The 24,619-nt window shown below is 74.0% G+C and carries 19 protein-coding genes; 13 read left to right on the top strand and 6 right to left on the bottom strand.

What is annotated here, in order from left to right; genetic code table 11:
- Positions 1–230: 230 nt before the first annotated feature.
- On the bottom strand, positions 231–986 hold the full coding sequence (locus tag R4Z62_RS12680) for a TIGR03089 family protein (RefSeq protein WP_491519854.1): 756 nt from the start codon (positions 984–986) through the stop codon (positions 231–233).
- A 131-nt stretch (positions 987–1,117) separates the two neighbouring features.
- On the opposite strand from R4Z62_RS12680, the gene R4Z62_RS12675 reads away from it, so the two are divergent.
- Complete coding sequence (locus tag R4Z62_RS12675) at positions 1,118–2,530, top strand: peptidoglycan recognition protein family protein (protein ID WP_491519853.1); 1,413 nt, start codon at positions 1,118–1,120, stop codon at positions 2,528–2,530.
- 69 nt (positions 2,531–2,599) lie between these two features.
- Positions 2,600–3,682: a mannose-1-phosphate guanylyltransferase gene (gene manB / locus R4Z62_RS12670; RefSeq protein WP_355477322.1), complete on the top strand. Its 1,083-nt coding sequence runs from the start codon at positions 2,600–2,602 to the stop codon at positions 3,680–3,682.
- A gap of 319 nt (positions 3,683–4,001) precedes the next feature.
- Here the strand turns inward: manB and R4Z62_RS12665 are convergent, their stop codons facing one another.
- The 4 genes from R4Z62_RS12665 to R4Z62_RS12650 all read right to left on the bottom strand — a co-directional run bounded on the left by R4Z62_RS12665 (position 4,002) and on the right by R4Z62_RS12650 (position 8,244).
- Positions 4,002–5,018: a DNA-3-methyladenine glycosylase family protein gene (locus R4Z62_RS12665; protein WP_491519852.1), complete on the bottom strand. Its 1,017-nt coding sequence runs from the start codon at positions 5,016–5,018 to the stop codon at positions 4,002–4,004.
- Between the two features lie 285 nt (positions 5,019–5,303).
- Positions 5,304–6,686, bottom strand: a complete 1,383-nt coding sequence (locus R4Z62_RS12660) for a coenzyme F420-0:L-glutamate ligase (protein ID WP_491519851.1) — start codon at positions 6,684–6,686, stop codon at positions 5,304–5,306.
- Positions 6,683–7,642, bottom strand: a complete 960-nt coding sequence (gene cofD, locus R4Z62_RS12655) for a 2-phospho-L-lactate transferase (RefSeq protein ID WP_064533439.1) — start codon at positions 7,640–7,642, stop codon at positions 6,683–6,685. Before cofD ends, R4Z62_RS12660 begins: the two co-directional genes overlap by 4 nt.
- 65 nt (positions 7,643–7,707) lie before the next feature.
- A complete protein-coding gene (locus R4Z62_RS12650; protein ID WP_064533438.1) occupies positions 7,708–8,244 on the bottom strand; it encodes a cysteine dioxygenase in 537 nt (178 codons plus the stop codon).
- 725 nt (positions 8,245–8,969) lie between these two features.
- On the opposite strand from R4Z62_RS12650, the gene R4Z62_RS12645 reads away from it, so the two are divergent.
- The 3 genes from R4Z62_RS12645 (at position 8,970) to R4Z62_RS12635 (ending at position 14,797) form a co-directional block, all read left to right on the top strand.
- Positions 8,970–9,233 (top strand): WhiB family transcriptional regulator, encoded by a 264-nt coding sequence (locus R4Z62_RS12645; protein WP_003975777.1) that lies wholly within the window; start codon positions 8,970–8,972, stop codon positions 9,231–9,233.
- A gap of 231 nt (positions 9,234–9,464) precedes the next feature.
- On the top strand, positions 9,465–13,256 hold the full coding sequence (locus tag R4Z62_RS12640) for a glycosyltransferase family 2 protein (RefSeq protein ID WP_491519850.1): 3,792 nt from the start codon (positions 9,465–9,467) through the stop codon (positions 13,254–13,256).
- Positions 13,253–14,797, top strand: a complete 1,545-nt coding sequence (locus R4Z62_RS12635) for a DUF5719 family protein (protein ID WP_491519849.1) — start codon at positions 13,253–13,255, stop codon at positions 14,795–14,797. The genes R4Z62_RS12640 and R4Z62_RS12635 overlap by 4 nt, the downstream gene beginning before the upstream one ends.
- A 199-nt stretch (positions 14,798–14,996) precedes the next feature.
- On the opposite strand, the gene R4Z62_RS12630 is transcribed toward R4Z62_RS12635, so the two are convergent.
- On the bottom strand, positions 14,997–15,446 hold the full coding sequence (locus R4Z62_RS12630) for a metallopeptidase family protein (RefSeq protein ID WP_079158924.1): 450 nt from the start codon (positions 15,444–15,446) through the stop codon (positions 14,997–14,999).
- Between the two features lie 339 nt (positions 15,447–15,785).
- Between R4Z62_RS12630 and R4Z62_RS12625 the strand changes: the two genes are divergently transcribed.
- From R4Z62_RS12625 to R4Z62_RS12590, 8 genes are all read left to right on the top strand, one after another.
- Positions 15,786–16,208 (top strand): DUF3499 domain-containing protein, encoded by a 423-nt coding sequence (locus tag R4Z62_RS12625; protein WP_026252400.1) that lies wholly within the window; start codon positions 15,786–15,788, stop codon positions 16,206–16,208.
- A gap of 191 nt (positions 16,209–16,399) precedes the next feature.
- The gene (locus R4Z62_RS12620) at positions 16,400–17,764 is read left to right on the top strand and encodes a phosphomannomutase/phosphoglucomutase (protein ID WP_491519848.1); all 1,365 of its coding nucleotides are present in this window, start codon (positions 16,400–16,402) and stop codon (positions 17,762–17,764) included.
- Between the two features lie 105 nt (positions 17,765–17,869).
- Positions 17,870–18,040 carry a Trm112 family protein gene (locus tag R4Z62_RS12615; protein ID WP_018567001.1) on the top strand — a complete coding sequence of 57 codons (171 nt, stop codon included), beginning with the start codon at positions 17,870–17,872 and terminating at the stop codon, positions 18,038–18,040.
- Positions 18,041–18,552: 512 nt separating this feature from the next.
- The gene (locus R4Z62_RS12610) at positions 18,553–19,680 is read left to right on the top strand and encodes an SIS domain-containing protein (RefSeq protein WP_491519847.1); all 1,128 of its coding nucleotides are present in this window, start codon (positions 18,553–18,555) and stop codon (positions 19,678–19,680) included.
- Positions 19,681–19,789: 109 nt separating this feature from the next.
- Complete coding sequence (gene manA, locus R4Z62_RS12605) at positions 19,790–20,941, top strand: mannose-6-phosphate isomerase, class I (RefSeq protein ID WP_355484999.1); 1,152 nt, start codon at positions 19,790–19,792, stop codon at positions 20,939–20,941.
- A gap of 196 nt (positions 20,942–21,137) precedes the next feature.
- Entirely contained in the window at positions 21,138–22,118 is a 981-nt protein-coding gene (locus R4Z62_RS12600; protein WP_355484997.1) for a cation diffusion facilitator family transporter, read from the top strand.
- A gap of 259 nt (positions 22,119–22,377) precedes the next feature.
- Positions 22,378–23,835 carry an adenosylhomocysteinase gene (gene ahcY, locus R4Z62_RS12595; protein ID WP_064533432.1) on the top strand — a complete coding sequence of 486 codons (1,458 nt, stop codon included), beginning with the start codon at positions 22,378–22,380 and terminating at the stop codon, positions 23,833–23,835.
- Positions 23,836–24,000: 165 nt separating this feature from the next.
- Positions 24,001–24,618 carry a hypothetical protein gene (locus R4Z62_RS12590; protein WP_491519846.1) on the top strand — a complete coding sequence of 206 codons (618 nt, stop codon included), beginning with the start codon at positions 24,001–24,003 and terminating at the stop codon, positions 24,616–24,618.
- Position 24,619: the final 1 nt, after the last annotated feature.

Here is a 24,619-nt window from a genome sequence, read left to right as displayed (position 1 = left end):
CGGATCCCTCGTGCGGCCCCTCTGCCCTGCGGCCCACGACCACGACCACCCTCTTCCTGGCCTCTTCCCGGCCTCGTCCCGGCCTCTTCCCGACGTCCCGTCCGTACGACGATGGCCCGTCGGGGGAGGGGAGGCGGGGTGATGCTGGGCCGAACGGGGGAAATCGCCAGGAGCGGAAGCAGAAGCAGGAGGAGGGGGAGGGGGGAGGGGAGCGAGGCCAGGGGCGTCGGTCACCTCGCCGTGGCGGTGACCCGTTCCGTCTCGATGCGTTGGGCCAGGGCGGTCTCGTCCAGGCGGTCCAGGTGGCGGCACAGGACGACGGACCCGCCGGAGGCGAGCGGCGCGTACAGACCCGCGCTCAGTCCCTCCCAGGTGTCGTACGCCAGCCCGGACAGCAGCCGGGAACCGGGACCCGTCAGGCCCAGCCGGGACGCGTCGGCGCGGGCCCGCTCCACGACGTCGGCCGCGCTGTGCTCCGCACCGGCCACGACCAGCGCGGGCTCCTCCGGGTCCACCGGCGCGAACGGCGCGAACCGGTCACCCTGGCCCGGCACCTCGACGGCGTAGTCGGCGAAGCCCGCGGGCGGCTGCGGGAACCGCCCGCCCAGCGGGCGCAGCGCCAGTGCGATCCGCTCGCCCGAGCAGGCCCGCGCCGCCTCCAGCGAGTCCGGCCCGCTGACCACGACATCGGCGGCCCCCGGGTCCCCGCCGACGTCCGCGACCGCGCCCACCGACGCGCACGCCAGCAGCCACACCGCCGTCTGCCAGTGCGCCGGCAGCAGCAGCGCGACCCGGTCACCGGGGCCCGCGGCCAGGTCCCCCTGGAGGAGGTTCGCCGTCTTGGCCACCCAATTGGCGAAGGTGGCGACGGACAGTTCGATGCGTTCGCCCGTGGCGTCGTCGTAGAAGGTCACCAGGGGGCGTCCCGGGTCCGCGGCGAGCGCGGAACGCAGCAGGTCGGCAGGGGTGCGTTCGGTGGCGTTCACCCGCGTCAGCGTACGCGGCGCGGGCCGCCCGCGGCGAGGGACGGCGACCGGGACCTCGCCGCTCGGTCATCAGTTCGAGGAAACATCACCCGACGCACCGTCAGTTCGTAGATGGACATATATGTGTGACTATGTCCAAGATCGGGGGCATGCGTCGATACGGATTCCTTGCGTCCTCGATCGGTGTCACCTGTGCGGCCGGACTCGCCCTCGTGCCGGGCGTCCCCGCGGGTGCCGCCGCAGCCGCCGTACCGGCCACGGCGCCCGGAGCGTCCCCGGCCGCGACGGCGCCCGCCGTCCCCGGCAGCACCCAGTCCCTGCCCCTGGCCGCGCGCGCCCAAGGCCACGCCCGCGGCCGGTCCTTCACCGCCGCCCGCCTCGAACAGGGCCTGTACCGCACGGACGTACGGCACTTCTCCCTGGTCGGCGTCGTCTGGGACGACCCGGACACCGAACTGCACGGCACCGTCCAGGTCCGCACCCGCTCCGCGGCCACCGGCACCTGGTCCGACTGGCAGGACGTCGACACCCACAACGCCGACCACGGCGCCGACCCGGGCGCCGCCGAGCGCGCCGCGGGACACATCCGCGGCGCCACCGCACCGCTGTGGGTGGGCGACTCCGACGGCGTCGACCTGCGGGTCCGCGCCGACACCGGGGACCGCGCCGACGGCGCCCCGGCCCGGCAGCCGGCCCCGCTCCCCTCCGGGCTGCGCCTGGAACTCGTCGACCCCGGCGACACACCCCCGGCCGCCCCGCAGGCCGACCAGGCGCGCACCGGCGAACTGACCGAGGCCGCGACCGCCGCCTCCGCCGCCAACTCCGGCCTCGCCCCGCTCGGCGCCACCGAGATCCCCGCCCTGGACCAGGCGGCCACCGCACGCGAACTGCTCGACCTGCGCGGCGACGAACTCACGGCCGCCCAGCGCGCCAAGCCCTACATCGGGGCACGCCCGCGCATCGTCACCCGGCACGGCTGGGGCGCCGACGAGTCACTGCGTTCGCGCGGGTTCGGCTACACGAAGAAGGTGAGGGCCGCGTTCGTCCACCACACCGCGACCGGCAACAACTACCGCTGCTCGCAGGCCCCTTCGGTGATCCGAAGCATCTACCGCTACCACGTCAGGAGCATGGGCTGGCGCGACATCGGCTACAACTTCCTCGTCGACAAGTGCGGCACCGTCTACGAGGGCCGCGCCGGGGGCGTGGCCAAGCCCGTCCTCGGCGCCCACACCATGGGCTTCAACAGCGACAGCGTGGGCATCGCCGTCATCGGCACCTACAGCAAGACCAAGCCGTCCTCCGCCGCCCTCAAGGCCGTCGCCCGGCTGACCGCGTGGAAGCTCGGCCTCTACGGGATGGACCCGCGCGGCAAGACCTATCTGAAGTCCGGCGGTGGAAACCGCTACAAGAAGGGGAAGAACGTACATCTGAACGTGATCTCCGGTCACCGGGACGGCTTCGCCACCGACTGCCCCGGACGCAAGCTCTACGCCAAGCTCGGCACGATCCGCTCGACCGCGGCGCGCTACCAGGGCCGCTGAGAACGGTCTGCCTACACTGTCCGGCCGAAGGACGAAGCGGCCGGTCCCGGCAGGAAGCGGAGACGACAGGTGAAAGAAGCGATCCTCCTGGTCGGCGGCAAGGGGACCCGGCTGCGCCCGCTCACGGTGCACACCCCCAAACCCATGGTGCGGGCGGCCGGCGTGCCCTTCCTCACCCATCAGCTGGCGCGGGCCGCCGCGGCGGGCGTCGAGCACATCGTGCTCGCCACTTCCTATCTGGCCGAGGTCTTCGAACCGTACTTCGGCGACGGCTCCGCCCTCGGGCTCCGATTGGAGTACGTCACCGAGGAGGAGCCCCTCGGCACCGGCGGCGCCCTGCGCAACGTCGCCGCGCGCCTGCGCTCCGGGCCGGACGAGCCGGTGCTCGTCCTCAACGGCGACATCCTGACCGGCCTGGACATCGGCTCTCTGGCGCGCACCCACGAGGAGAGCGGCGCGGACGTCTCCCTGCATCTGACGAAGGTGACCGACCCGCGCGCCTACGGCCTGGTCCCGACCGACGCCACGGGCAGGGTCCTCGCCTTCCTGGAGAAACCGCAGACCCCCGAGGAGATCGTCACCGACCAGATCAACGCGGGAGCGTACGTCTTCCGCCGCTCGGTCATCGACCAGATCCCGCAGGGCCGCCCGGTGTCGGTGGAGCGCGAGACCTTCCCCGGTCTGCTCGCGGCCGGCGCGCACCTCCAGGGCATGGTGGACTCCACCTACTGGCTGGACCTCGGCACCCCGGCCGCCTTCGTCCGCGGCTCGGCCGACCTGGTCCTCGGCCGTGCCCCGTCCCCGGCGGTGCCCGGCCGCTGCGGCGACCGCCTCGTCCTGCCCACCGCCGTCGTCGCCCCCGACGCCAAGCTGACCGGCGGCACCGTGGTCGGCGAGGGCGCCCGCGTCGCCGAGGGCGCGCGGGTGTCCGGCAGTACGATCCTGCCCGGCGCCGTCATCGAGCCCGGCGCCGTCATCACCGACTCCCTCATCGGCACCCGCGCCCGCATCGGCCGCCGCTCCGTCCTCACCGGCACGGTGATCGGTGACGGCGCGGTCGTCGGCGCCGACAACGAGCTGCTCGACGGCATGCGGATCTGGTGCGACGCGCGCATCCCGGCGGGCGCGGTGCGCTTCTCCTCGGACCAGTAGGCGGTCACTCCGGGAGGCGGCCGGCCAGGGCCAGGGGGTCCGGCTGGGCGGACACGGGTCCCGGCCCGGCTCCGGACGCGGTGGCGGACGTGGTGACGGGTCCGGGGCGGTCGGGTGTCCGGCGGGTGGGTCCAGGGCGGTAGGTCGGGTGTCCTGTGGACAGGTCCGGGAGGGAAGGCGCCCGGTGCAGCGGGTCGGCCGGTCCGCGCTCGTCGCGGCGTTCCGGCGCCGCGGCGGTTGCGCCGCGGTCAGGCCGCTGGCGCTGCTGTCGCTGGCGCTGCCGTGAGGTCCCGCCCCGCCCGGCGGGCGTGCGCGCGGCTCACAGCCGTCCCATGTCGCGCAGCGGCATCCGCGGTGCCCGGCGCGGCGGGATCCGGCCGCTGAGCAGGATCAGCCGGGCCGCCCGGTGCCGCTGACCGGCGTACGGCTCCAGCAGCCGCAGCATCTCGGCGTCGTCGGCGTCCCGGTTCCCGGCCAGCGCGAACCCCACGATGCCGGGCAGGTGCAGGTCCCCGACCGTCACCTCGTCCGCCGCGCCGTGGCTGCGCTGCACGGTCTCCGCCGAGGTCCACGGCCCGATCCCGGGCACCACCTCCAGCCGCCGCCGGGCCGCCGCCGGAGGCATCGCCGTCGCCTCCTCCAGCCGCGCGGCCACCCGCACCGCGCGCAGCACCGTCGACGCCCGCTTGTCGTCGACCCCGGCCCGGTGCCAGTCCCAGGACGGGATCAGCGCCCAGGTGCGCGGCGCCGGCATCACATGCATCGGCACGGGAACGGGGCCGGGCGCCGGTTCGCCGTACGCGCACACCAGCGTCCGCCAGGCCGCGTACGCCTCCAGCGTGGTGACCTTCTGCTCCAGGACCGAGGGGATCAGCGACTCCAGCACCAGTCCGGTCCGGGTCAGCCGCAGCCCGGGGCGCCGGTGCCGGGCCAGCGCGAGCAGCCGGTGCCGGGGCGCGAACGCCGCGGGTTCGTCGGCCGCGCCCAGCAGCTCGGGCAGCTGGTCGAGCAGCCACTCGGCGCCCGGTCCCCACGCCTGCCCGCACACCTGTCCGCCACGGACGAAGACCCGCAGCGTGCCCGGCCCGAGCGGGGTGCGGCTGGCCCGCCACACGGACCCGTCCGGCATCGCGCGGAAGGTCGGATCGCCCGGCCCGCGCCGCAGCGGCCCCAGGACCAGGCCCAGGTCCAGCGGCTCGTCCGGCACCCAGGCCCGCACCCGCTCGGGCCCGCCCGGCGGCACCTCGGGCGCGCCCGCGGCCACGGGTACGGCGACCCGGCCCCCTGGCACGGTCGTGTGCGGGGGCCGCGGGCGCGGGGCGAAGCGTCCTGCCACGATCAGTTCCCGGGGTCGGCGGCGGTCGGTACGAGCCTAGGGCCTGTCGTCAAATTCCCGCCTGCCTCGCGACGCCATGCACGCACTCTCGCCGCACCGGGCCCAGACCCGAGTACGTCCAGTACGCGGGCCAGGACCCGGCACTCCCCCGAGCTCTCCGAGCAGGGGGGACCCCCAGAGCACGCACCTGACGCCGCGAGGCCCGCCCTCCGGGCGGACGACGGGAATTTGACGACAGGCCCTAGGGCACGTCTCCGGGCGGTCACCCGCCCCGGCGAGGCCGCCTCAGCGCACCTCGACGAACGTCTCCGGGTCCCGCTCGTCCCGGGGTCTGGGCGGGCCGTCCGGGTGCCCGACCGCCACCGCGCCCATCGGGTCCCAGTCGGCGGGCAGTTCCAGCACCTCGCGCACCACGTCCCGGCAGAACATCGTCGAGGACACCCAGGCCGAGCCGAGCCGCTCCCCGGCCAGCGCGACCAGGAAGTTCTGCACGCCCGCTCCGGCGGCGACCACGAACATCTCCCGCTCCGCACCGTCGCGCCGCGGGTCGCCGTAGGTGTGCGAGCCGTCCATGACCAGGCACGGCACCACCAGGTACGGGGCGTGGCGCAGGACGTCCCCGCGGCGTACCCGCCTGGCGATCGACTCCTCGCTCTTGCCGTCCCGCCGCAGGTCGGCGATCCAGGCGTCGCGCATCGCGTCCAGCAGCCGGGTCCGCGCCCCGGGCGACTCCAGCAGCACGAACCGCCACGGTGTGGTGTGGTGCGGCGCCGGAGCCGTCACCGCCGCCGCGACCGCGCGCCGCACGGCACCGGGGTCCACGGGCTCGTCGGTGAAGGACCGCACCGTACGCCGCTGGGTCACCGCCTCGCGTACGGCCTCGGAGGTGCCCAGCCGGAACATGTCGTCGCGTGCCTCGCGCACCAGCGCCCGCGCGCCCGGCCCGTCGTCGTCCGTGACCGTGTGCCCCAGGCCGCGCACCACGGCGACGGGCAGCCCGGCGGCCTTGCCCTTGACCAGGTCGCCCGCCGCGGCCAGTTCGTCGGCGGTGGCGACGACGGTGGCGCTGAGCGGGTTGCCGTGGGCGTCGGTGCCGCCGCGCAGGTCGTCCAGGACGCGCAGTCCGGCGGCGCCGATGGCGACATCGGTGAGCCCGGCCCGCCAGGGGCGGCCGAAGGTGTCGGTGACGAGGACCGCGACGTCGACGCCGAGCACCGCGCGCAGGCCCTCGCGGATCGCGCGCGCGGAGGCGTCGGGGTCCCCGGGCAGCAGCAGCACCGTGCCCGCGGGCGTGTTGGAGGCGTCCACCCCGGCGGCGGCCATGACCAGGCCCTGTCGGTTCTCCACGATGCGCAGCGGTCCGCGCCGGGCCACGACCCGCACGGTCTCGGCGTCGATCGCGGCCTCCCGGTCGGCGGCCTCGACCACCCGGCCCTCCGCCTTGGAGACGATCTTCGAGGTGACCAGGAGCACGTCCCCGTCGGCGAGGCCCGGCTCGGCGGCGGCGATCAGCTTCGCCAGGTCGTCGCCGGCGGTCACCTCGGGGATGCCGGGCACGGCCCACACCCGGAACGCGGGTGCCGTACCGGGACCGGAGGGGGCGGCGGGACCGGCGGTGCCGCCGGTGCCGCCGGTGCCGTCAGTGCCGCCGGTGGGTGTGCCACTCATGCCGTACGCACCTCCTCGGCCAGTGCCAGCGCCTCCCGCGCCATCTGCGCGGTGGCGTCGAGGTCGGTCATCATCAGCGGCACCGCGCGGCAGCGGATCCCGGCCGTCTCGACCCGCTCCACCGCGCCCGCGTCGACGGTGTCGACGAGCCAGCCGTCCAGCAGCCCCGAGCCGTAGTGCTCGGCGACGGCCGCGGCGGTGGACTCCACGCCGACCGCGGCGAGGACCTTGTCGGCCATCCCGCGCACGGGCGCGTCGCCGACGATGGGGGACAGGCCCACCACCGGCACCCCGGCGTCGGCGATGGCCTCGCGGATGCCGGGCACGGCGAGGATGGTGCCGACCGAGACGACCGGGTTGGACGGCGGGAAGAGGATCACGTCCGCCGCGGCGATGGCCTCCAGGACGCCCGGCGCGGGCTTCGCCTGCTCCGCGCCGACCGGCACGACCGCCTGCGCCGGGACCGACGCGCGCAGCCGCACCCAGTACTCCTGGAAGTGGACCGCCTTGCGCTCGCCGTCGATCTCCACGGCCACATGCGTCTCGACCCGGTCGTCGGACATCGGGATCAGCCGCACTCCGGGCTTCCACCGGTCGCACAGCGCCTCGGTGACCGCGCTGAGCGGATAGCCCGCGCCCAGCATCTGGGAGCGCACGATGTGCGTGGCGAAGTCCCGGTCGCCGAGCCCGAACCAGTCCGGCCCCACGCCGTAGGCCGCGAGCTCCTCCTTGAGGTGGAAGGTCTCCTCCGCCCGGCCCCAGCCCTGTTCCTCGTTGATGCCGCCGCCGAGCGTGTACATCACTGTGTCCAGATCGGGGCAGACCTTCAGCCCGAAGAGGTGGATGTCGTCGCCGGTGTTGCCGATGACGGTGATGTCCGCGTCCGGCACGGCCCGCTTCAGACCGCGCAGGAACCGGGCACCGCCGATGCCGCCTGCCAGAACCACAATGCGCATGGGGCAAGTCTGGCAGGCGGGTACGACAACGGGGCACGCGGTCGCCGGAGTCGGCCCCGGACGGGTCACGCGTTGACGGCGTCCGCCGCCTCCCGGCCGCCGGCCGCGGCGGCGCACCGGGCGGCGGTCCGCGCGGCGGGGGAGTCGTGCATCGGCATCTCGGTCAGGCCCGGGAAGTAGACGTGCAGGCTGACGGCCGGACGCAGCGCGTCGTTGGTGACCTCGTGCACGTACCCCGGTGCGAACACGCGCTGTTCACCCGCCGCGAGCGCGCGCGTGCCCCGCCGGGTGCGCTCGGTCAGGGTGCCCTCCAGGACGGTCAGCACCCCGGAGGAGCGGCCGTGGTCGTGCGGTCCGCTGCCCTGTCCGGGCACCCAGGACAGCAGCCACACCTCGTAGCCGGGGCCGGTGCGCAGCCGGTGGTACCAGCGCGTCGTCGCGTCGTAGCGGACGAGGTGCTCCCACTGGGCGCGGTCGGCGGCGACGGTCCTGGCCAGGCCGGCGAACTCGGCCACGGTGACCGGGTGCTCGCGCGGTGCCTGGAGGAGGTGCGGGACCTCGAGGAGGTCTCCGGCGATCTGGAGGTCGCTGTCGCTGTTCATGAGGTGCGGTGGTTCCTCGGGAGACTCGGAGATCTGCGGGATCCGGGGAGCCGCGGCGATCGGCGTGGTCCCCAGGCGTGGTTCTGAAGGGAGTGCGCCGGGTCGTGGGCGGGACCCGGGCGGCGGCCGGAGCGGGCGCGTGGACGCGCGGGGCTCAACAGCCGCAGCGGCGACAGCTACAGCGGGCGCGGGCAGCACCGTGGGACCCGGCGGTGCGGGTCGAGGTGAATGCCGAGTGCGCGAGCATGCCCACAAGCACATCGGTTCACACCAGCGCTGTCAACTCACTGCCCGGAATGTGGGACATGTTTCACCTCATCCGGTTCATCTCGCAGATGAAAGGTTTGCTCAGCGGGAGACCGGGACACATGGCGCACAAGCCGGGCGCGCAAGCGCCGTTGCGATCCCGTGATCCGACTGTGATCCGGTTCGCTTCGGTGCGCGGGTCGGAACGGGATCGAACGCCAGGGCGTCCTTCCTGGTGCGGGCACCGACGGGGGTCCGCGCGGGGCGGGTGGCCTTCGGTGCCCCTGCCGGGTGTCAAGGTTTATGCCGATTTGAACACTTTCCGCATGGCCTTGGTTCCGCAGAGTGAATAAGGGGCCCAATAGCAGATCTCGGCTTGACTCGCCCGGAGCAGCACACTTGTAATTTCACTCGTGTCGTTCAGCCGGTATCGGTAACGGCTACATCACGGGGACGCGAAAGACAGACGAGGGGCGCACATGACCGAGCTGGTGCAGCAACTGCTGGTCGACGACGCGGACGAGGAACTCGGCTGGCAGGAGCGCGCGCTGTGCGCCCAGACCGACCCCGAGTCCTTCTTCCCCGAGAAGGGCGGCTCCACCCGCGAGGCCAAGAAGGTCTGTCTCGCCTGCGAGGTCCGCTCCGAATGCCTCGAGTACGCCCTCGCCAACGACGAACGCTTCGGCATCTGGGGCGGCCTGTCCGAGCGTGAACGCCGCCGCCTGAAGAAGGCCGCCGTCTGAACCCGGCTCCGGCAGCGGTCCGGCCCCTGTCCGACCGCGCCGCCCGGCCGGACGGACACCGCGCAGATCCCCGCTCAATCCTCACGAACGGCCCGTCGCAGGTGGGTTATCCACAGGCGGCGGGCCGCCGTCTTGCCCAGCCAGTAGTGTGGTCGCTCGTCCGAGACGCCCGCCGCCCTCAGCAGGCACGGGCGTCCACCGCAGTCCATCGAACCGGGGCCGTGTATCTCGATGTCCGTGCACAGCCGTACGGCAGCCCACCACGACGGCGCAGCGCCGTCGGACCCCCCGCGCGCCACGCGATACGCCCCGGCGCAGTCCGACCCCGACCGCCCGCCCGAGTACCCGCGGCACATCGTGACCGCCGTGCTCGTCTCCCACGACGGCGCCCGCTGGCTGCCCGACGCGCTCGCCGGGCTGCTCGGCCAGGAACGCCCCGTCCAGTACGCGGTCGCGGCCGACACCGGCAGCGCCGACGCGTCCGCCCAGGTCCTCGGCGAGGCCCTCGGCGACGACCGGGTGCTCCACCTCGCCCGCCGCACCGGCTTCGGCCAGGCCGTCGAGGAGGCCGTCCGCACCGCCCCCCACCTCACCCCGGACGAACTGCCCTACCTCAAGCGCCCCAGCGGCTGGGACCCCGTCACGCGCACCTGGCGCGACGACGCCTACGACCTGCCCGACCTCCCGCACGGCGAACCTGTGCAGTGGCTGTGGCTCCTGCACGACGACTGCGCCCCCGAACCGGACGCCCTCGCCCACCTGTTGCGCGTCGTCGACAACGAGTACGAACTCGGCCGCGAGGACGTCGCCGTCGTCGGCCCCAAGCTGCGCGGCTGGTACGACCGGCGCCAACTCCTCGAAGTCGGCGTCAGCATCGCCAACTCCGGCCGCCGCTGGACCGGTCTGGACCGCCGCGAACAGGACCAGGGCCAGCACGACCACGTGCAGCCCGTCCTGTCGGTGTCCACCGCGGGCATGCTGGTCCGGCGTGACATCTTCGAACAGCTCGGCGGGTTCGACCGCCGGCTGCCCCTGATGCGCGACGACGTCGACCTGTGCTGGCGTGCCCACACGGCCGGACACCGCGTCCTCGTCGCCCCCGACGCCGTCGTACGACACGCCGAGGCAGCCTCCCGTGAGCGCCGCACCGTCGACTGCGTGGGCCGCACCGCGGCCTCCCCGCACAAGGTCGACAAGGCCGGCGCCGTCTACACCCTGCTCGTCAACACCCGTACCGCCGCGCTGCCCTGGGTCCTGGTGCGCATCGTCGTCGGCACCCTGCTGCGCACCCTCGCCTACCTCGTCGGCAAGGTCCCCGGACAGGCCCTCGACGAGATCCGCGGCCTGGCCGGCACCCTGCTGCGCCCCGAGCGGATCATCGCGGGCCGACGCGCGCGCGGCGCACCGCAGATCGACAAGGGGGAGCTGCGCGCCCTGTTCCCGCCGCCCGGCGCCACCGTCCGCGCCACCGTCGAACAGGTCGCGGGCAACCTCGTCGGCGGCTCCGACCCCGAGGTCTCCTCCGCGGGACGGCACGGCGGCGCGATCGAGTCGGGACCCGGCGGCGAGGACGCCGACTTCCTGGAGATCGAGCAGTTCGCCCGGCTCAAGCGCATCGCCCGCAAACCCGGCCCGGTGCTCTTCCTGGTCCTGCTGCTCGTCTCCCTGATCGCCTGCCGGGGCCTGCTCGGCGGCGGTGCGCTCGCGGGCGGCGCGCTGCTGCCCGCTCCGGCCGACTCCGGCGACCTGTGGGCGCGCTACCTCGACTCCTGGCACCCGGTCGGCGCCGGCGGCACCTCCTCCGCGCCGCCCTACCTGGCGGTCGTGGCGCTGCTCGCGTCCCTGCTGCTCGGCTCCACGGGACTCGCCGTCACCGTGCTGCTGGTCGGCGCCGTGCCGCTGGCCGGATTCACCGCGTACTTCGCCTCCCGCCCCCTGATCCCCTCCCGGCTGCTGCGCGCCTGGGCAGCCGTCGTCTACGCCGTGCTGCCCGCCACCACCGGTGCCCTGGCAGGCGGCCGCGTCGGCACCGCGGTGCTCGCCGTCCTGCTGCCGCTCATCGCCCGCGCGGGCATCGCCGCCACCGGGCTCACCGCCCCGGCGGGCACGCGCGGCAGCTGGCGCGCCACCTGGGCGTACGCCCTCCTGCTGACGATCACCACCGCCTTCACCCCCATCGTCTGGCCCCTCGCGGCGGTCCTCGGCCTGGTGCCGCTGGCCGTGCGCCGCGGCGACCTCGTGGCGCGCCTGCTGCGCTTCCTGGCCCAGATCCTCACCCCGCTCCTGCTGCTCGCCCCCTGGTCGCTGACGCTGCTGCCGTCCGGCTTCTTCCAGGAGGCCGGCCTGGAGTACGGCCCCTCGGCGGCCTCCGCCCTTGACCTGCTGGGCGCCGCCCCCGGCGGACCCGGCACGGTGCACGGACTGATGCTCATCGGCATCGTCCTGGCCGCGCTCGCCGCCCTGCTGCGCACACAGCGCCAGGCCGCCGTCTGGGCCGCCTGGACGGTCGCCCTGGTGTCGCTCGTCTTCGCCGTCCTGTCCAACGACTCCACCTGGGCCGGACCCGCGACCCTCGTCTACGGCCTCGCCCTCCTGGCCGCCGCCCTGCTCGGCGCCGACGGGGCACGCGCGCGCGTGGCCGAGCAGAGCTTCGGCTGGCGCCAGCCGGTCGCCGCGCTGATCGCCTTCGCCGCCGCGGCCGGTCCGCTGCTCGTCGTCGCGGGCTGGATGATCCGCGGCGCCGACGGCCCGCTGGAGCGGCGCGACCCGGTGCAGGTGCCCGCGTTCGTCGCCGAGGAGAGCAGCACCCGCGACCAGGCCCGGACCCTGGTCCTCGACAGCGACTCCCCGGCGCACGTCGGCTACATGCTGGTGCGCGGCTCCGGCGTCCGCATGGGCGACGCCGAACTGGCCGCGGCAGGCAGCGGCAACAGCAGACTCGACAAGGTCGTCGCCAACCTGGTCGCGGGCTCCGGCGCCGACCAGGCCGGACAGCTCGGCGGCTTCGCCGTGCGCTACGTCCTCGTGCACAAGGGCGCGCCCCGTGAGATCACCCGCGTCCTGGACGCCACCCCCGGCCTGTCCCGGCTCAGCCAGCAGGACGGCAGCGCCCTGTGGCGGGTGAACCAGGAGGTCTCGCGCGCCGCCATCGTGCCCGCCGCTGCCCCGGGCGGCGCCGCCACCACCGGCACGGCCGCGGCCCAGCCCGTCGCCGCCGGTCCCGTGGAGATCCACACCACCGTCCCGGCCGGTGCCGAGGGCCGGGTGCTGCGCCTGGCCGACTCCGCCGCCGCGGGCTGGAGCGCCACCCTGGACGGCAAGCCGCTCACCCGCACCACCGTCGACGGCTGGGCCCAGGGCTTCGAGCTCCCCGCTTCCGGCGGGAAGCTGGACGTCACCTTCGACGCCCCGTTCACCCGCACCGCGTGGTTGTGGGCGCAGGGCCTGCTCGCCGTCGTCCTGGTGGTGCTCGCCCTGCCCGGCCGGCGGCGTGACGTCGACGACGACCTGCCCGAGGAGGAGCAGCCCGTCCCCGCGCAGCCCGTCACCGGCGAGGGCCGCAGGGCCCGTCGGCTGCGTGCCCAGGCCGAGGCCGAGGAGAGCGCCCAGGAGACCGGGCAGGACCCGGCCGCCGAGCCCGCGCCCGAGGAGGGCGCCCCGGCCGCCGTACCGCAGCAGCAGTCCTACGGCGAGTGGGACACCACCGCCTACGCCGGTGCCCCGGCGGCCACCGACTACGGCGCCTACGGCGACCAGCAGTACCAGGCCGCGGCCCCGCCCCAGCAGTACACGGCGGGCGGGTACGACCAGACGTACCAGGGCGGCCAGGCCGACCCGTACCAGAGCGGCCAGTACGACCCGTACGCCTACGGCGGCCGACCGGCCCCCGGCGGCTACGACCAGACGTACCACCAGCCCTACGAGGAGCAGCCGTACGGCGAGCAGCCGTACGACCCGGCACAGCAGCACCAGCACCACCCGCACGGCAACGGCAGTGAGCGCCCCGACGGGAGCCAGCAGTGAACCGCACGACCCTGTCCCTGATCGCCGGTGCGGCCGCGCTCGCCGCCGTCACCGGGTTCGCCGCGCTGGAAGGGCCCGCCGAGGCGGGCACCGCTCCCGCGCGGGCCGCCGCCCAACTGCCGGTGGAGCGCACCACGCTGGTCTGCCCGGCGCCGAGCGACTCGGACATAGCCGACACCTCCTACACGTCCTTCACCCCCGTGACGAAGGGCACCGGCGCCGACGGCAAGGCCGAACTCAGCTCCGCCGTCCAGCAGTCGGACGGCGGCGCCGGCGACTCGGCGGGCAAGGACAAAGACAAAGACAAGGACAAGGGCAAGGGCAAGAGCAAGGACAAGAAGAAGGCCGACAAGCCCGCCCTCCAGCCCAAGGAGCCGGGCAAGCCGGTCACCGGGGACACCTCCGGCGGTGACGCGCCCGCGCTGATCGGCACCGCCGAGGGCAAGTTCGCGCCCGGCTGGACCATGCAGCAGACCACCGAGGTCGCGGCGGGCGCCGGGCGCGGGCTGCTGGGCATGGACTGCACCGCCCCGGACACCGAGTTCTGGTTCCCCGGCGCGAGCACCGCCGCCGGCCGCTCGGACTACGTCCACCTGACCAACCCCGACGACTCCGCCGCCGTCGTCGACATCCAGCTGTATGGCAAGGACGGCGCGGTGAAGTCGGAGGTGGGGGAGGGCATCACCGTCGGTCCGCGCTCCAGCGAGCCGGTCCTGCTGTCCACGCTCGGCGACACCCGGCAGGAGGACGTCACGGTCCATGTGACCGTGCGCAGCGGCCGGGTCGGCGCGGCGGTGCAGGCCCTCGACGAGAAGGTCGGCGGGGACTGGCTGGCCGCCGCCGCGGATCCGGCGTCCTCCCTGGTGCTGCCCGGCATCCCCAAGGACGCCACCTCCGTGCGGCTGATCGCCTTCACCGCGGCCGACGCCGACACCGACCTGAAGGTCCAACTGGCCTCGCCGACCGGTCTGATCACTCCCGCGGGACACGAGACCGTGCACCTGAAGGGCGGTATGACGACCGGCGTCGACCTGGGCGACCTCACCCGCGGCGAGGCGGGCTCGCTGGTGCTCAGCCAGGGGCAGGCGGCCGTGCCGGTCGTCGCCGCGCTACGCGTGACCCGGGGCAAGGGCGGCAAGCAGGAGACGGCGTTCATCCCGGCGTCCGGACCGATCGGGACCCGGGCCACCTCGGCCGACAACAGCGCGAAGGGCTCGACGCTGTCGCTGACCGCGCCCACCGCGACCGCCCAGGTCAGAGTCACCGCGTCGGCGGGCAGCGAGGGCGGTACGGCCCAGTCGAAGACGTACACGATCAAGGCGGGCACCACCCAGGACATCGACCCGCCCCGGCCGTCCGGCCTGAAGGGGAGCTACGCGCTGACGGTGGAGCGGCTGTCCGGCGGCCCGGTGTACGGGGCCCGCACCCTCATGGCGACGGAGGAGGGCGTCCCCGGCTTCACCGTCCAGACCCTGCCGGACGACCGAGGCACGGTGTCGGTGCCGCAGGCCGACGAGGACGTGTCGGTGCTCCAGAAATGACGGCACCGCACGACTGGGGATGCCCCGCGACTGGCGATGCTCCACGGCCGGCGGCGCCGCAGCGCTGACAGCGCTGACAGCGCTCCGCGACCGGCCGCGCACGCACGGCTGACATCCGCTGCGGCGCGGCCGATGCCGTGCGGCCGATGCCGTGCGGCCGATGCCGTGCGGCCGGTGCCGTGTGGTCGGTGCCGTTCGGTCAGTCCTCGCCGTAGCGCGGGTCGACCGTCTCCGGTGTCAGGCCCAGCAGTTCGGCCACCTGCTCGACCACGATCTCGTGCACCAGGGCGGCCCGTTCGTCGCGGCCCTTGCTGCGGATCTCCACCGGACGCCGGTAGACCACCACCCGCGCCGTCTTCCCGGTCTCCGCGGGGAAGGCGTCCCCGAGGGGCACCGGTTCGTCGCTCCAGGACTGTCCGGGCCCGGCCGGCCGAGGCACGTCCAGCACGAGGAAGTCGATGTCGGCCAGTTGCGGCCACCGCCGCTCCAGGCGCTCCACGGAGTCCTGCACCAGGTCCGCGAACACCTCGGCGCGGCTCGCGGCGAGCGGCACCTGGGGCGGTGCGATCGGGCCGCGCATGCCCCGGCCGTGGCGATCACGTCGGCGGGGCCCGGGGCCTGCGGCACGGGGCGGTACACGGTTGTCCATCACTGGTGAAGGGTAGTCCTCGCGACCCCCGCCCGCCTCGTTGCGGACACCGTCCCGGCACCGTGCCGTCCGGCCGCGCCCGCCGCCGCCGATTCCGGCCGCCCGCCCGCGCGGTCCGTACGGCAACCGGTCACCCGGCACCGGATCCGGCCAAGCTCGGACTCGATTGCGTATCTCTCCGAGGCCGCCGATCTCAAGGCAATTGACGGTGTTTGTACCTACTCGTGACCGGAACAAGGGGTGTTCGGGATCCCGTCGTATGCCGTCAACGCTCGTCAGTAAGGTGTTGTTGAAGGAGCATGTGGGGTGTTTCACAGCACGACACGGTGGAGTGACCTGGTGGAGAGTCGTCGCGGCCCGCTCAAGAGTGCGGTACCGTCCAACGTCGTGAGCCCTGTACGTCGCTGTTCGCGCACCGCTTGCGGCCGTCCCGCCGTAGCGACGCTGACGTACGTCTACGCCGACTCGACCGCCGTCCTCGGCCCGCTCGCCACCTACGCCGAGCCGCACTGCTACGACCTGTGTGCCGAGCACTCCGAGCGCCTCACCGCCCCGCGCGGCTGGGAGGTCGTCCGGCTCCTCGACGGTTCGGCTCCGGCCCGGCCCAGCGGTGACGACCTGGAGGCGCTCGCCAACGCCGTGCGCGAGGCGGCCCGTCCGCAGGAGCGCGCGGCCGAAGCCGGCGGCGGCGCCCGCGGAGCCGACCCGATGGAGGTCGCGCGCCGCGGCCATCTGCGGGTCCTCCGCTCACCGGACAACTGACAAAACCGTTCACCACGGCCCCAGTCGGGGATCCGCGCACCGCCCCTGTCGCCCTCCCCGCGTACCGCGCGGCGCGTTCCATGCCGTCGGTGTGTCCGGCGGCACTCGTGCCGCACCCGGTTCATGCGCGGGCCGCGCCGCCCGGGACGGGTAGTTTGTGGGGACCGACAGGGACTTCAGAAGGGTTGGCCGTGGCTGCTGATCTGTCGCAGATCGTCAAGGCGTACGACGTGCGCGGGGTGGTCCCGGACCAGTGGGACGAGTCGCTGGCCGAGCTGTTCGGAGCGGCCTTCGCCCGGGTGACCGGGGCGAGCGCCCTGGTGACCGGGCACGACATGCGGCCCTCCTCGCCCGGCCTGGCCCGCGCCTTCGCCCGCGGCGCGGTGCGCTGCGGCGTCGACGTCACCGAGATCGGGCTCTGCTCGACGGACCAGCTGTACTACGCCTCGGGCGCGTTGGGCCTGCCGGGCGCGATGTTCACGGCCTCGCACAACCCGGCCCGGTACAACGGCATCAAGATGTGCCGCGCGGGCGCGGCCCCCGTCGGCCAGGACACCGGCCTCGCCGAGATCCGCGAACTCGCCGAGCGCTGGAGCGAGTCGGGCGCCCCGCAGCCGGCCGAGCGTCCCGGAGTGATCACCCAGCGGGACACGCTGGAGGACTACGCGGCCCACCTGCGCTCCCTCGTCGACGTCAGCTCCATCCGCCCGCTGAAGGTCGTCGTCGACGCGGGCAACGGCATGGGCGGCCACACCGTCCCCACCGTCCTGACCGGCCTGCCCGTCGACCTCGTCCCGATGTACTTCGAACTGGACGGCACCTTCCCCCACCACGAGGCCAACCCACTCGACCCGGCGAACCTCGTCGACCTCCAGCGGCGGGTCCGCGCCGAGGGCGCCGACCTCGGCCTCGCCTTCGACGGCGACGCCGACCGCTGCTTCGTGGTCGACGAACACGGCGACCCGGTCCCGCCCTCGGCCGTCACCGCGCTGGTCGCCGCCCGCGAACTGGCCCGCAACGGCGGCCGGGGCGCGATCATCCACAACCTGATCACCTCCCGGTCGGTCCCCGAAGTGGTGAAGGAGAACGGCGGCACCCCCGTCCGCACCCGCGTCGGCCACTCCTTCATCAAGGCCGAGATGGCCCGTACCGGCGCGATCTTCGGGGGCGAGCACTCCGCGCACTACTACTTCAAGGACTTCTGGAACGCCGACACGGGCATGCTGGCGGCCCTGCACGTCCTCGCGGCGCTCGGCGGCCAGGACAAGCCGCTGTCCGCCCTGGTCGCCCGCTACGACCGCTACGCGGGCTCCGGAGAGATCAACTCCACCGTGGCCGACCAGGCCGCCCGCCTCGCCGCGCTCCGGTCCGCCTACGCGGGTCGCGACGACGTCACCCTCGACGAACTCGACGGCCTCACGGTCAGCGCCGCCGACTGGTGGTTCAACGTCCGCCCCTCCAACACCGAACCGCTGCTGCGGCTGAACGCGGAGGCACGCGACGAGGCCACGATGGCCAAGATCCGCGACGAGGTCCTGGAGATCATCAGGGGCTGAGCGGCCGCCCCGGCGGACCCCGCCGCCGGCCCCCCGACCGGCGGTACGCTGACCAGGCACGTCTGTACAACCCCATACGCACCCCGCGTCCCGAAGGGAACACCCATGCCGCTCGAAGCCGGTCTCCTGGAGATCCTGGCCTGCCCGGCCTGCCACGCCCCCCTCAAGGAGCAGGACACCGAGCTGATCTGCACCGGTGAGGACTGCGGTCTGGCCTACCCGGTCCGCGACGGCATCCCCGTCCTGCTGGTGGACGAGGCCCGCCGCCCGGCCTGACCGCCGCCACGGCACCGGGCAGCCGCGACCGGGCACCCCGAGGAGTCCGGCGCCCCGGGGACCGACCGGTCCCGGAGCCGGCGGGCCTGAGCACCGGGGCGGACCGAGCACCGGGGCGGACCGAGGGCGGAGGCGGACCGAGGGCCGACCGGCCCGGGACCGACGGAACCGGCAGGCGTTCGCCCACCGCCCGGCCGTACGACCCCTGCGCGGTCCGGCAACCCCGGACGGACGGTCCACGGGCCCGGAGGTCCGACCCGCCCGGACGAGGTCCGACCCACCGGTCGGAGATCCGGCCCACCCAGACGGTGTTCCGGCCCACCCGGACGGGAACGCGGCCCGGACACGGGACGATGGCGCCGCACCGTCCGCCGCCCCGCCGTCCCGCCGTCCTCAGGTCACGCCGCCCCCGCGCCGCCCGCCCCGCCGCCGCGACGACCCGCCGTCCCGCCCCCCCCGCCGTCCAGACGCCCCGGTGCCCGGCGACCGGCACCGATCGGAGGCTGCCGCACATGATCGACGAAACGCTGCTCGACGCCCCCGAGGCGCTCGCCGACGCCGACCACCGCGGGCTGCTCCGCGGCGCGGCCGAGGCCGGAGCCCGCGTCCGCACCGCCGCCCGGCACGCCGCGGAGGCCGGCGTGGGCGACCTCCGACCGGACGGCCGCCCCCGCGCCGTCCTGATCGCCGGACCGGGCGCCGCTGCCACCCACGCCGCCGACCTGCTCGGCACCCTCGCCGGCGCCGGCAGCCCCGTCACCCGGCTGGCCCCCACCGGCGTCGCCAGTGCCTCCGGCGCCCTGCGCTGGGAACTGCCCGGCTGGGCCGGCTCCGTGGACCTCCTGCTGATCGCCACCCCCGACGGCACCGAGCCGAGCCTGTCCACGCTTGCCGAACAGGCGTACCGGCGCGGCTGCACGGTCGTCGCCGTCGCCCCGGTGGGCACCCCGCTCGCCGAGTCCGTGGCAGGCGCCCACGGCCTGTTCATCCCCATGGCGACCGCCCCCTACGACCACGACGAACCCCTCGCCGGATCCGCGCCCGGCGTGCTGTGGGCGCTGCTGACCCCGCTGCTCGCGCTGCTGGACCGTGTCGGCCTGCTCACCGCGCCGCCCGACGCCCTGGAGGCCGCCGCCGACCGGCTCGACCAGGTCGCCGAACGCTGCGGCCCCGCCATCGCCACCTACAGCAACCCGGCCAAGACCCTCGCCGCCGAACTGGCCGACGCCCTCCCGGTGATCTGGACCGAGGGCGTCGCGGCCGGTCCCGCCGGCCGCCGGTTCGCCGCCGGGCTCGCCGAGCTGTCCGGCATCCCCGCCGTCGTCGCCGAACTGCCCGAGGCACTCGCCGAACACAGCGCCCTGCTCGCCGGTCCGCTGGCCGCCAGCGCCGACCCGGACGACTTCTTCCGCGACCGCGTCGACGAACCGCCCGCGCTGCACGCGCGCGTGGTGCTGCTGCGCGACCGTCCGCTCGGCGGCCTCACCGCCGCGCCCGCCGCCCGTGACCTGGCCCTCAGCCACGACACGCCGATCAGCGAGCTGGAACCGGAGCCCGGCGGCGAGATCGAGACCCTCGCGGAACTCATCGCCGTCACCGACTTCGCCGCCGTCTACCTGTCGCTCGTCTCCAGAACCTGAACCGCCGCCCGCACACAGGAGACCCCCACACTGGACACCCGTACATCCGGCACCCGGACCCGGCCGGCCCGCCGGGTGCCGCATCGCAGAGAGAATCACAGAGAGACACATGGACCGCCTCGACAACACCATCCGCCCCTACGCCTGGGGTTCCACCACCGCCATCCCGCACCTCCTGGGCGTGGAACCGAGCGGCGAACCACAGGCGGAGATGTGGATGGGCGCCCACCCCGGCGCCCCCTCGCGCACCGGACGCGGCACCCTCTCCGCGGTCATCGACGCCGACCCGGAGCGGGAACTGGGCGCCGAGGCGGTCGCCAGGTTCGGCCCGCGCCTGCCCTTCCTGCTCAAACTCCTCGCCGCCGGAGCCCCCCTCTCCCTCCAGGTCCACCCCGACCTGGACCAGGCCCGGGAGGGTTACGCCGACGAGGAGCGCCGCGGCGTCCCGGCCGACGCCCCGCAGCGCAACTACAAGGACGCCAACCACAAGCCCGAACTGATCTGCGCGGTCACCGAGTTCGACGGCCTGTGCGGCTTCCGCGCACCAGCCGAGGCCGCCGCGCTGCTCGCCGCCCTCGACGTGGACTCCCTCAAGCCCTACGTCGACCTGCTGCGCGCCCGCCCCGAGGAGGCGGCCCTGCGCGAGGTGCTGACCGCGATCCTCACCGCCGACCCCGAGGAGATGGCCCGCACGGTCGGCGAGGCCGCCACCGCCTGCGCCCGTCTCGGCGGCGACCACGCCCCGTACGCCGGCATCGCCCACCACTACCCGGGCGACCCCGGTGTCCTGGCCGCCATGCTCCTCAACCACGTCCGGCTCCAGCCCGGTGAGGCCCTGTTCCTCGGCGCGGGCATCCCGCACGCCTATCTGAACGGCCTGGGCGTGGAGATCATGGCCAACTCCGACAACGTCCTGCGCTGCGGCCTGACCCCCAAGCACGTCGACGTCCCCGAACTCCTGCGCATCGTCCGCTTCGAGGCGGCCGACCCCGGTGTGCTGCGCCCCGAGGCCGCCCCGGACGGCGAGGAGGTCTACGAGACGCCCATCGACGAGTTCCGCCTCTCCCGCTACGTCCTCCCCGAGGGCGCCCCGGCCCACGATCTCACCCTGGCCACCCCGCAGATCCTGCTCTGCACGGCCGGTTCGGTACGGGCGGGCGAGGAGGAACTGACGCCGGGGCAGTCGGTGTTCGTCCCGGCGGGCGAGAAGGCCGAGGTGTCCGGCACCGGCACGCTCTTCCGCGCCACGGTCGTCGTCTGACACCCGCGCCCCGACCGGCCACCGGGCCGCCGCGGGCCGTCCCGTCCGCGGCGGCCCGTCCGCCGTACCGGTTCGCCGTACCCGCCTGCCGTGGTCCGCGGTACCTGTCCGCCGTACGGATCCGGCGCACCGCCGCCGGACGGGGCTGCAACAATGACCCACCGGCAGCACGAAGGCGAAGGGACAACGCGGACAGATGAGCGCGTCAGGCGGCACCAGGGCGATCGTGGCGGCACTCGGCGCCAACCTCGCGATCGCGGTATCGAAGTTCGTGGCGTTCGCCTTCAGCGGCTCCTCGTCGATGCTCGCCGAGGGCGTGCACTCGGTGGCCGACTCCGGCAACCAGTTCCTGCTGCTGGTCGGCGGCAAGAAGGCCCAGCGCGAGGCGACCGAGCAGCACCCGTTCGGCTACGGCCGCGAGCGCTACGTCTACGCTTTCCTGGTCTCCATCGTGCTGTTCTCCATCGGCGGCATGTTCGCGATCTACGAGGGCTACGAGAAGATCAGCCACCCGCACGAACTGGAGAACTGGTACTGGCCGGTGGCCGTCCTCGCCTTCGCGATCTGCGCCGAGGGCTACTCCTTCCGCACCGCCATCAAGGAGTCCAACGAGCTGCGCGGCAAGCTCTCCTGGCCGCAGTTCATCCGCCGCGCCAAGGCACCCGAGCTGCCCGTGGTCCTGCTGGAGGACTTCGGCGCCCTGATCGGCCTCGTCCTCGCCCTCGGCGGCGTCGGCCTCGCGCTGCTCACCGGCAACGGCGTCTGGGACGGCATCGGCACCGTCTGCATCGGTGTGCTGCTCGTCCTGATCGCCCTCGTGCTGGCCGCCGAGACCAAGTCGCTGCTGCTCGGCGAGGCCGCCGGTACCGACGTGGTCGAGCAGATCAAGGACGCCACGGTCGACGGCGACACCGTCACCGGCATCATCCACATGCGCACCCTCCACCTCGGTCCCGAGGAACTGCTCGTCGCCGCCAAGATCGCGGTCCGGCACGACGACACGGCCACCGAGGTCGCCGCCGCCATCGACGCCGCCGAGTCCCGCATCCGCGCCGCCGTCCCCATCGCCCGCGTCATCTACCTCGAACCCGACGTCTACAGCGAGGCCGAGGCCGCCAGGGGCGCGGACCCGGAGGCCACCCCGGGCGGACCGAACCCGCACGCCACCGGTCACTGACGCCCCGGACGGCCGGATCCGGCCGGAGGCGGACTGGGGGCCGCCGGGTACCGCGGTGTAGCTTGGGTCAGAGCCAGACGTCGCTGCTGATGGCGGTCGGGCGGCCCCGGAGCGGGCCGACCGAGGGAGAGAGGGCCTCCGACGGACTGCGCTGCGCGCACGCGGGCAGGCATGCCTGTGTCCTGAGGGGCGCCGTCGTGCCCGCCGCCGCGCAGGTCAGCCGTACCCACCTCGACCCGATCCCGAGGAGCAGCCCGTAATGACGACTGTCGACAACCGGCAGGACTTCAAGGTCGCCGACCTGTCCCTGGCCGAGTTCGGCCGCAAGGAGATCACCCTCGCCGAGCACGAGATGCCGGGCCTGATGGCGATCCGCAAGGAGTACGCGGAGCAGCAGCCGCTCGCGGGCGCCCGCGTCACCGGCTCCCTGCACATGACCGTCCAGACCGCCGTCCTCATCGAGACCCTGGTCGCCCTCGGCGCCCGCGTCCGCTGGGCGTCCTGCAACATCTTCTCCACCCAGGACCACGCCGCCGCCGCCATCGCGGTCGGCCCGAACGGCACCCCCGAGAACCCCCAGGGCATCCCGGTCTTCGCCTGGAAGGGCGAGAGCCTCGAAGAGTACTGGTGGTGCACCGAGCAGGCGCTGACCTGGCCGGACACCCCCACCGGCGGCCCGAACATGATCCTGGACGACGGCGGCGACGCCACCCTCCTCGTCCACCAGGGCGTCGAGTACGAGAAGGACGGCAAGGTCCCCTCGGTCGACACCGCCGAGTCCGACGAGCACCGCGTCATCCTCCAGCTGCTGACCCGCACCCTGGGCGAGAACCCCCAGAAGTGGACCCAGCTGGCCTCCGAGATCCGCGGTGTCACGGAGGAGACCACCACCGGCGTGCACCGGCTGTACGAGATGCAGCGCGACGGCACCCTCCTCTTCCCCGCGATCAACGTCAACGACGCGGTGACGAAGTCGAAGTTCGACAACAAGTACGGCTGCCGGCACTCCCTGGTCGACGGCATCAACCGCGCCACCGACGTCCTGATCGGCGGCAAGACCGCCGTCGTCTGCGGCTACGGCGACGTGGGCAAGGGCTGCGCGGAGTCCCTGCGCGGCCAGGGCGCCCGGGTGATCGTCACCGAGGTCGACCCGATCTGCGCGCTCCAGGCCGCGATGGACGGCTACCAGGTCACCACCCTGGACGACGTCGTCGAGACCGCCGACATCTTCGTCACCACCACCGGCAACAAGGACATCATCCTCGCCTCGGACATGGCGAGGATGAAGCACCAGGCCATCGTCGGCAACATCGGTCACTTCGACAACGAGATCGACATGGCCGGCCTCGCCAAGATCCCCGGCATCGTCAAGGACGAGGTCAAGCCGCAGGTCCACACGTGGACCTTCCCGGACGGCAAGGTCATCATCGTGCTGTCCGAGGGCCGCCTGCTGAACCTGGGCAACGCCACCGGCCACCCGTCGTTCGTGATGTCCAACTCCTTCGCGGACCAGACCCTGGCCCAGATCGAGCTGTTCACCAAGCCCGACGAGTACCCGACCGGCGTCTACGTGCTGCCCAAGCACCTCGACGAGAAGGTCGCCCGCCTCCACCTGGACGCGCTCGGCGTGAAGCTGACCCGGCTCCGTCCCGAGCAGGCCGCGTACATCGGCGTGGACGTGGACGGCCCGTACAAGGCGGACCACTACCGCTACTGACCGACCGCAGGCACCACTGACCGATCCCGGGCACCGGGCGAGCGAGCCGCACCCGCGGCCCCGCCCGGTGCTCCGGTTCCCCGGTCCTCCGGGACAGGCCCCCGCACCCCCGTGCCGGGGGCCTGCCCCGTTGACCGGACCGGCCCGTCAAGCCCCAGGAACCCCATGCCCCGCGGCACCTATTCGCTCCACGATCCGCACGATCACACCCCCTTCGCCGAAGAACACTTCCAGTGCGCCCCCGGCCCCTCGGGCTGGCGCTACGTCTCCCAGGTCACCGCCCCCTCGGGCGATCACCGCGGCTCCGTCGACCTCTCCCTCGACGAACTCGGCCGCCCCATCCGCCTCGAACTCCACGCGGGCGGCTGGCAGGTGCGCGGTGCCGCCCTCGACGGCGTCACCTGGGTCCGCACCGACCCCACCGGGACCCACGCCACCGAAGGCAATGTGCGCGCCCACGCCTTCACCGGCACGTCCCCCGCGTTCCTCGTCGCCACCGCTCGTCTCCTGCGCCTCACCCCCTCGGCCTCCGCCACCCGCGTACGCCTCGTCACCTTCACGGATCCGGTCCTCGCCCCCCGCACTGTGGACCAGTCCTGGGCCCTGGTGAAGAGAGAAGCACACCCCACTGACAACGGCCCCCTGACCGTGGACGAGTACCAGGTCACAGCCCTGGACACCGGTGAACGGCACACCGTTCACCTCTCCGGCGACGTCGTCCTGGCGGCCCCCGGCATCGAGCTCGAGGACCTCAGCTCACCGCCGTCCGCCTTCGAGACCTGAG

Source organism: Streptomyces sp. PL-25, from assembly GCF_058344915.1.
The sequence above is the reverse complement of the archived record's forward strand: the minus strand, read 5'-3'. Positions and strand labels throughout refer to the sequence as shown.

Coding starts and splice junctions, on each gene's coding strand:
- R4Z62_RS12675 (WP_491519853.1), top strand. CDS start 1,118: ATGTCCAAGATCGGGGGCATGCGTCGATACGGATTCCTTGCGTCCTCG.
- R4Z62_RS12660 (WP_491519851.1), bottom strand. CDS start 6,686: ATGAGTGGCACACCCACCGGCGGCACTGACGGCACCGGCGGCACCGGC.
- cofD (WP_064533439.1), bottom strand. CDS start 7,642: ATGCGCATTGTGGTTCTGGCAGGCGGCATCGGCGGTGCCCGGTTCCTG.
- R4Z62_RS12650 (WP_064533438.1), bottom strand. CDS start 8,244: ATGAACAGCGACAGCGACCTCCAGATCGCCGGAGACCTCCTCGAGGTC.
- R4Z62_RS12645 (WP_003975777.1), top strand. CDS start 8,970: ATGACCGAGCTGGTGCAGCAACTGCTGGTCGACGACGCGGACGAGGAA.
- R4Z62_RS12640 (WP_491519850.1), top strand. CDS start 9,465: ATGTCCGTGCACAGCCGTACGGCAGCCCACCACGACGGCGCAGCGCCG.
- R4Z62_RS12630 (WP_079158924.1), bottom strand. CDS start 15,446: ATGGACAACCGTGTACCGCCCCGTGCCGCAGGCCCCGGGCCCCGCCGA.
- R4Z62_RS12615 (WP_018567001.1), top strand. CDS start 17,870: ATGCCGCTCGAAGCCGGTCTCCTGGAGATCCTGGCCTGCCCGGCCTGC.
- R4Z62_RS12610 (WP_491519847.1), top strand. CDS start 18,553: ATGATCGACGAAACGCTGCTCGACGCCCCCGAGGCGCTCGCCGACGCC.
- manA (WP_355484999.1), top strand. CDS start 19,790: ATGGACCGCCTCGACAACACCATCCGCCCCTACGCCTGGGGTTCCACC.
- R4Z62_RS12600 (WP_355484997.1), top strand. CDS start 21,138: ATGAGCGCGTCAGGCGGCACCAGGGCGATCGTGGCGGCACTCGGCGCC.
- ahcY (WP_064533432.1), top strand. CDS start 22,378: ATGACGACTGTCGACAACCGGCAGGACTTCAAGGTCGCCGACCTGTCC.
- R4Z62_RS12590 (WP_491519846.1), top strand. CDS start 24,001: ATGCCCCGCGGCACCTATTCGCTCCACGATCCGCACGATCACACCCCC.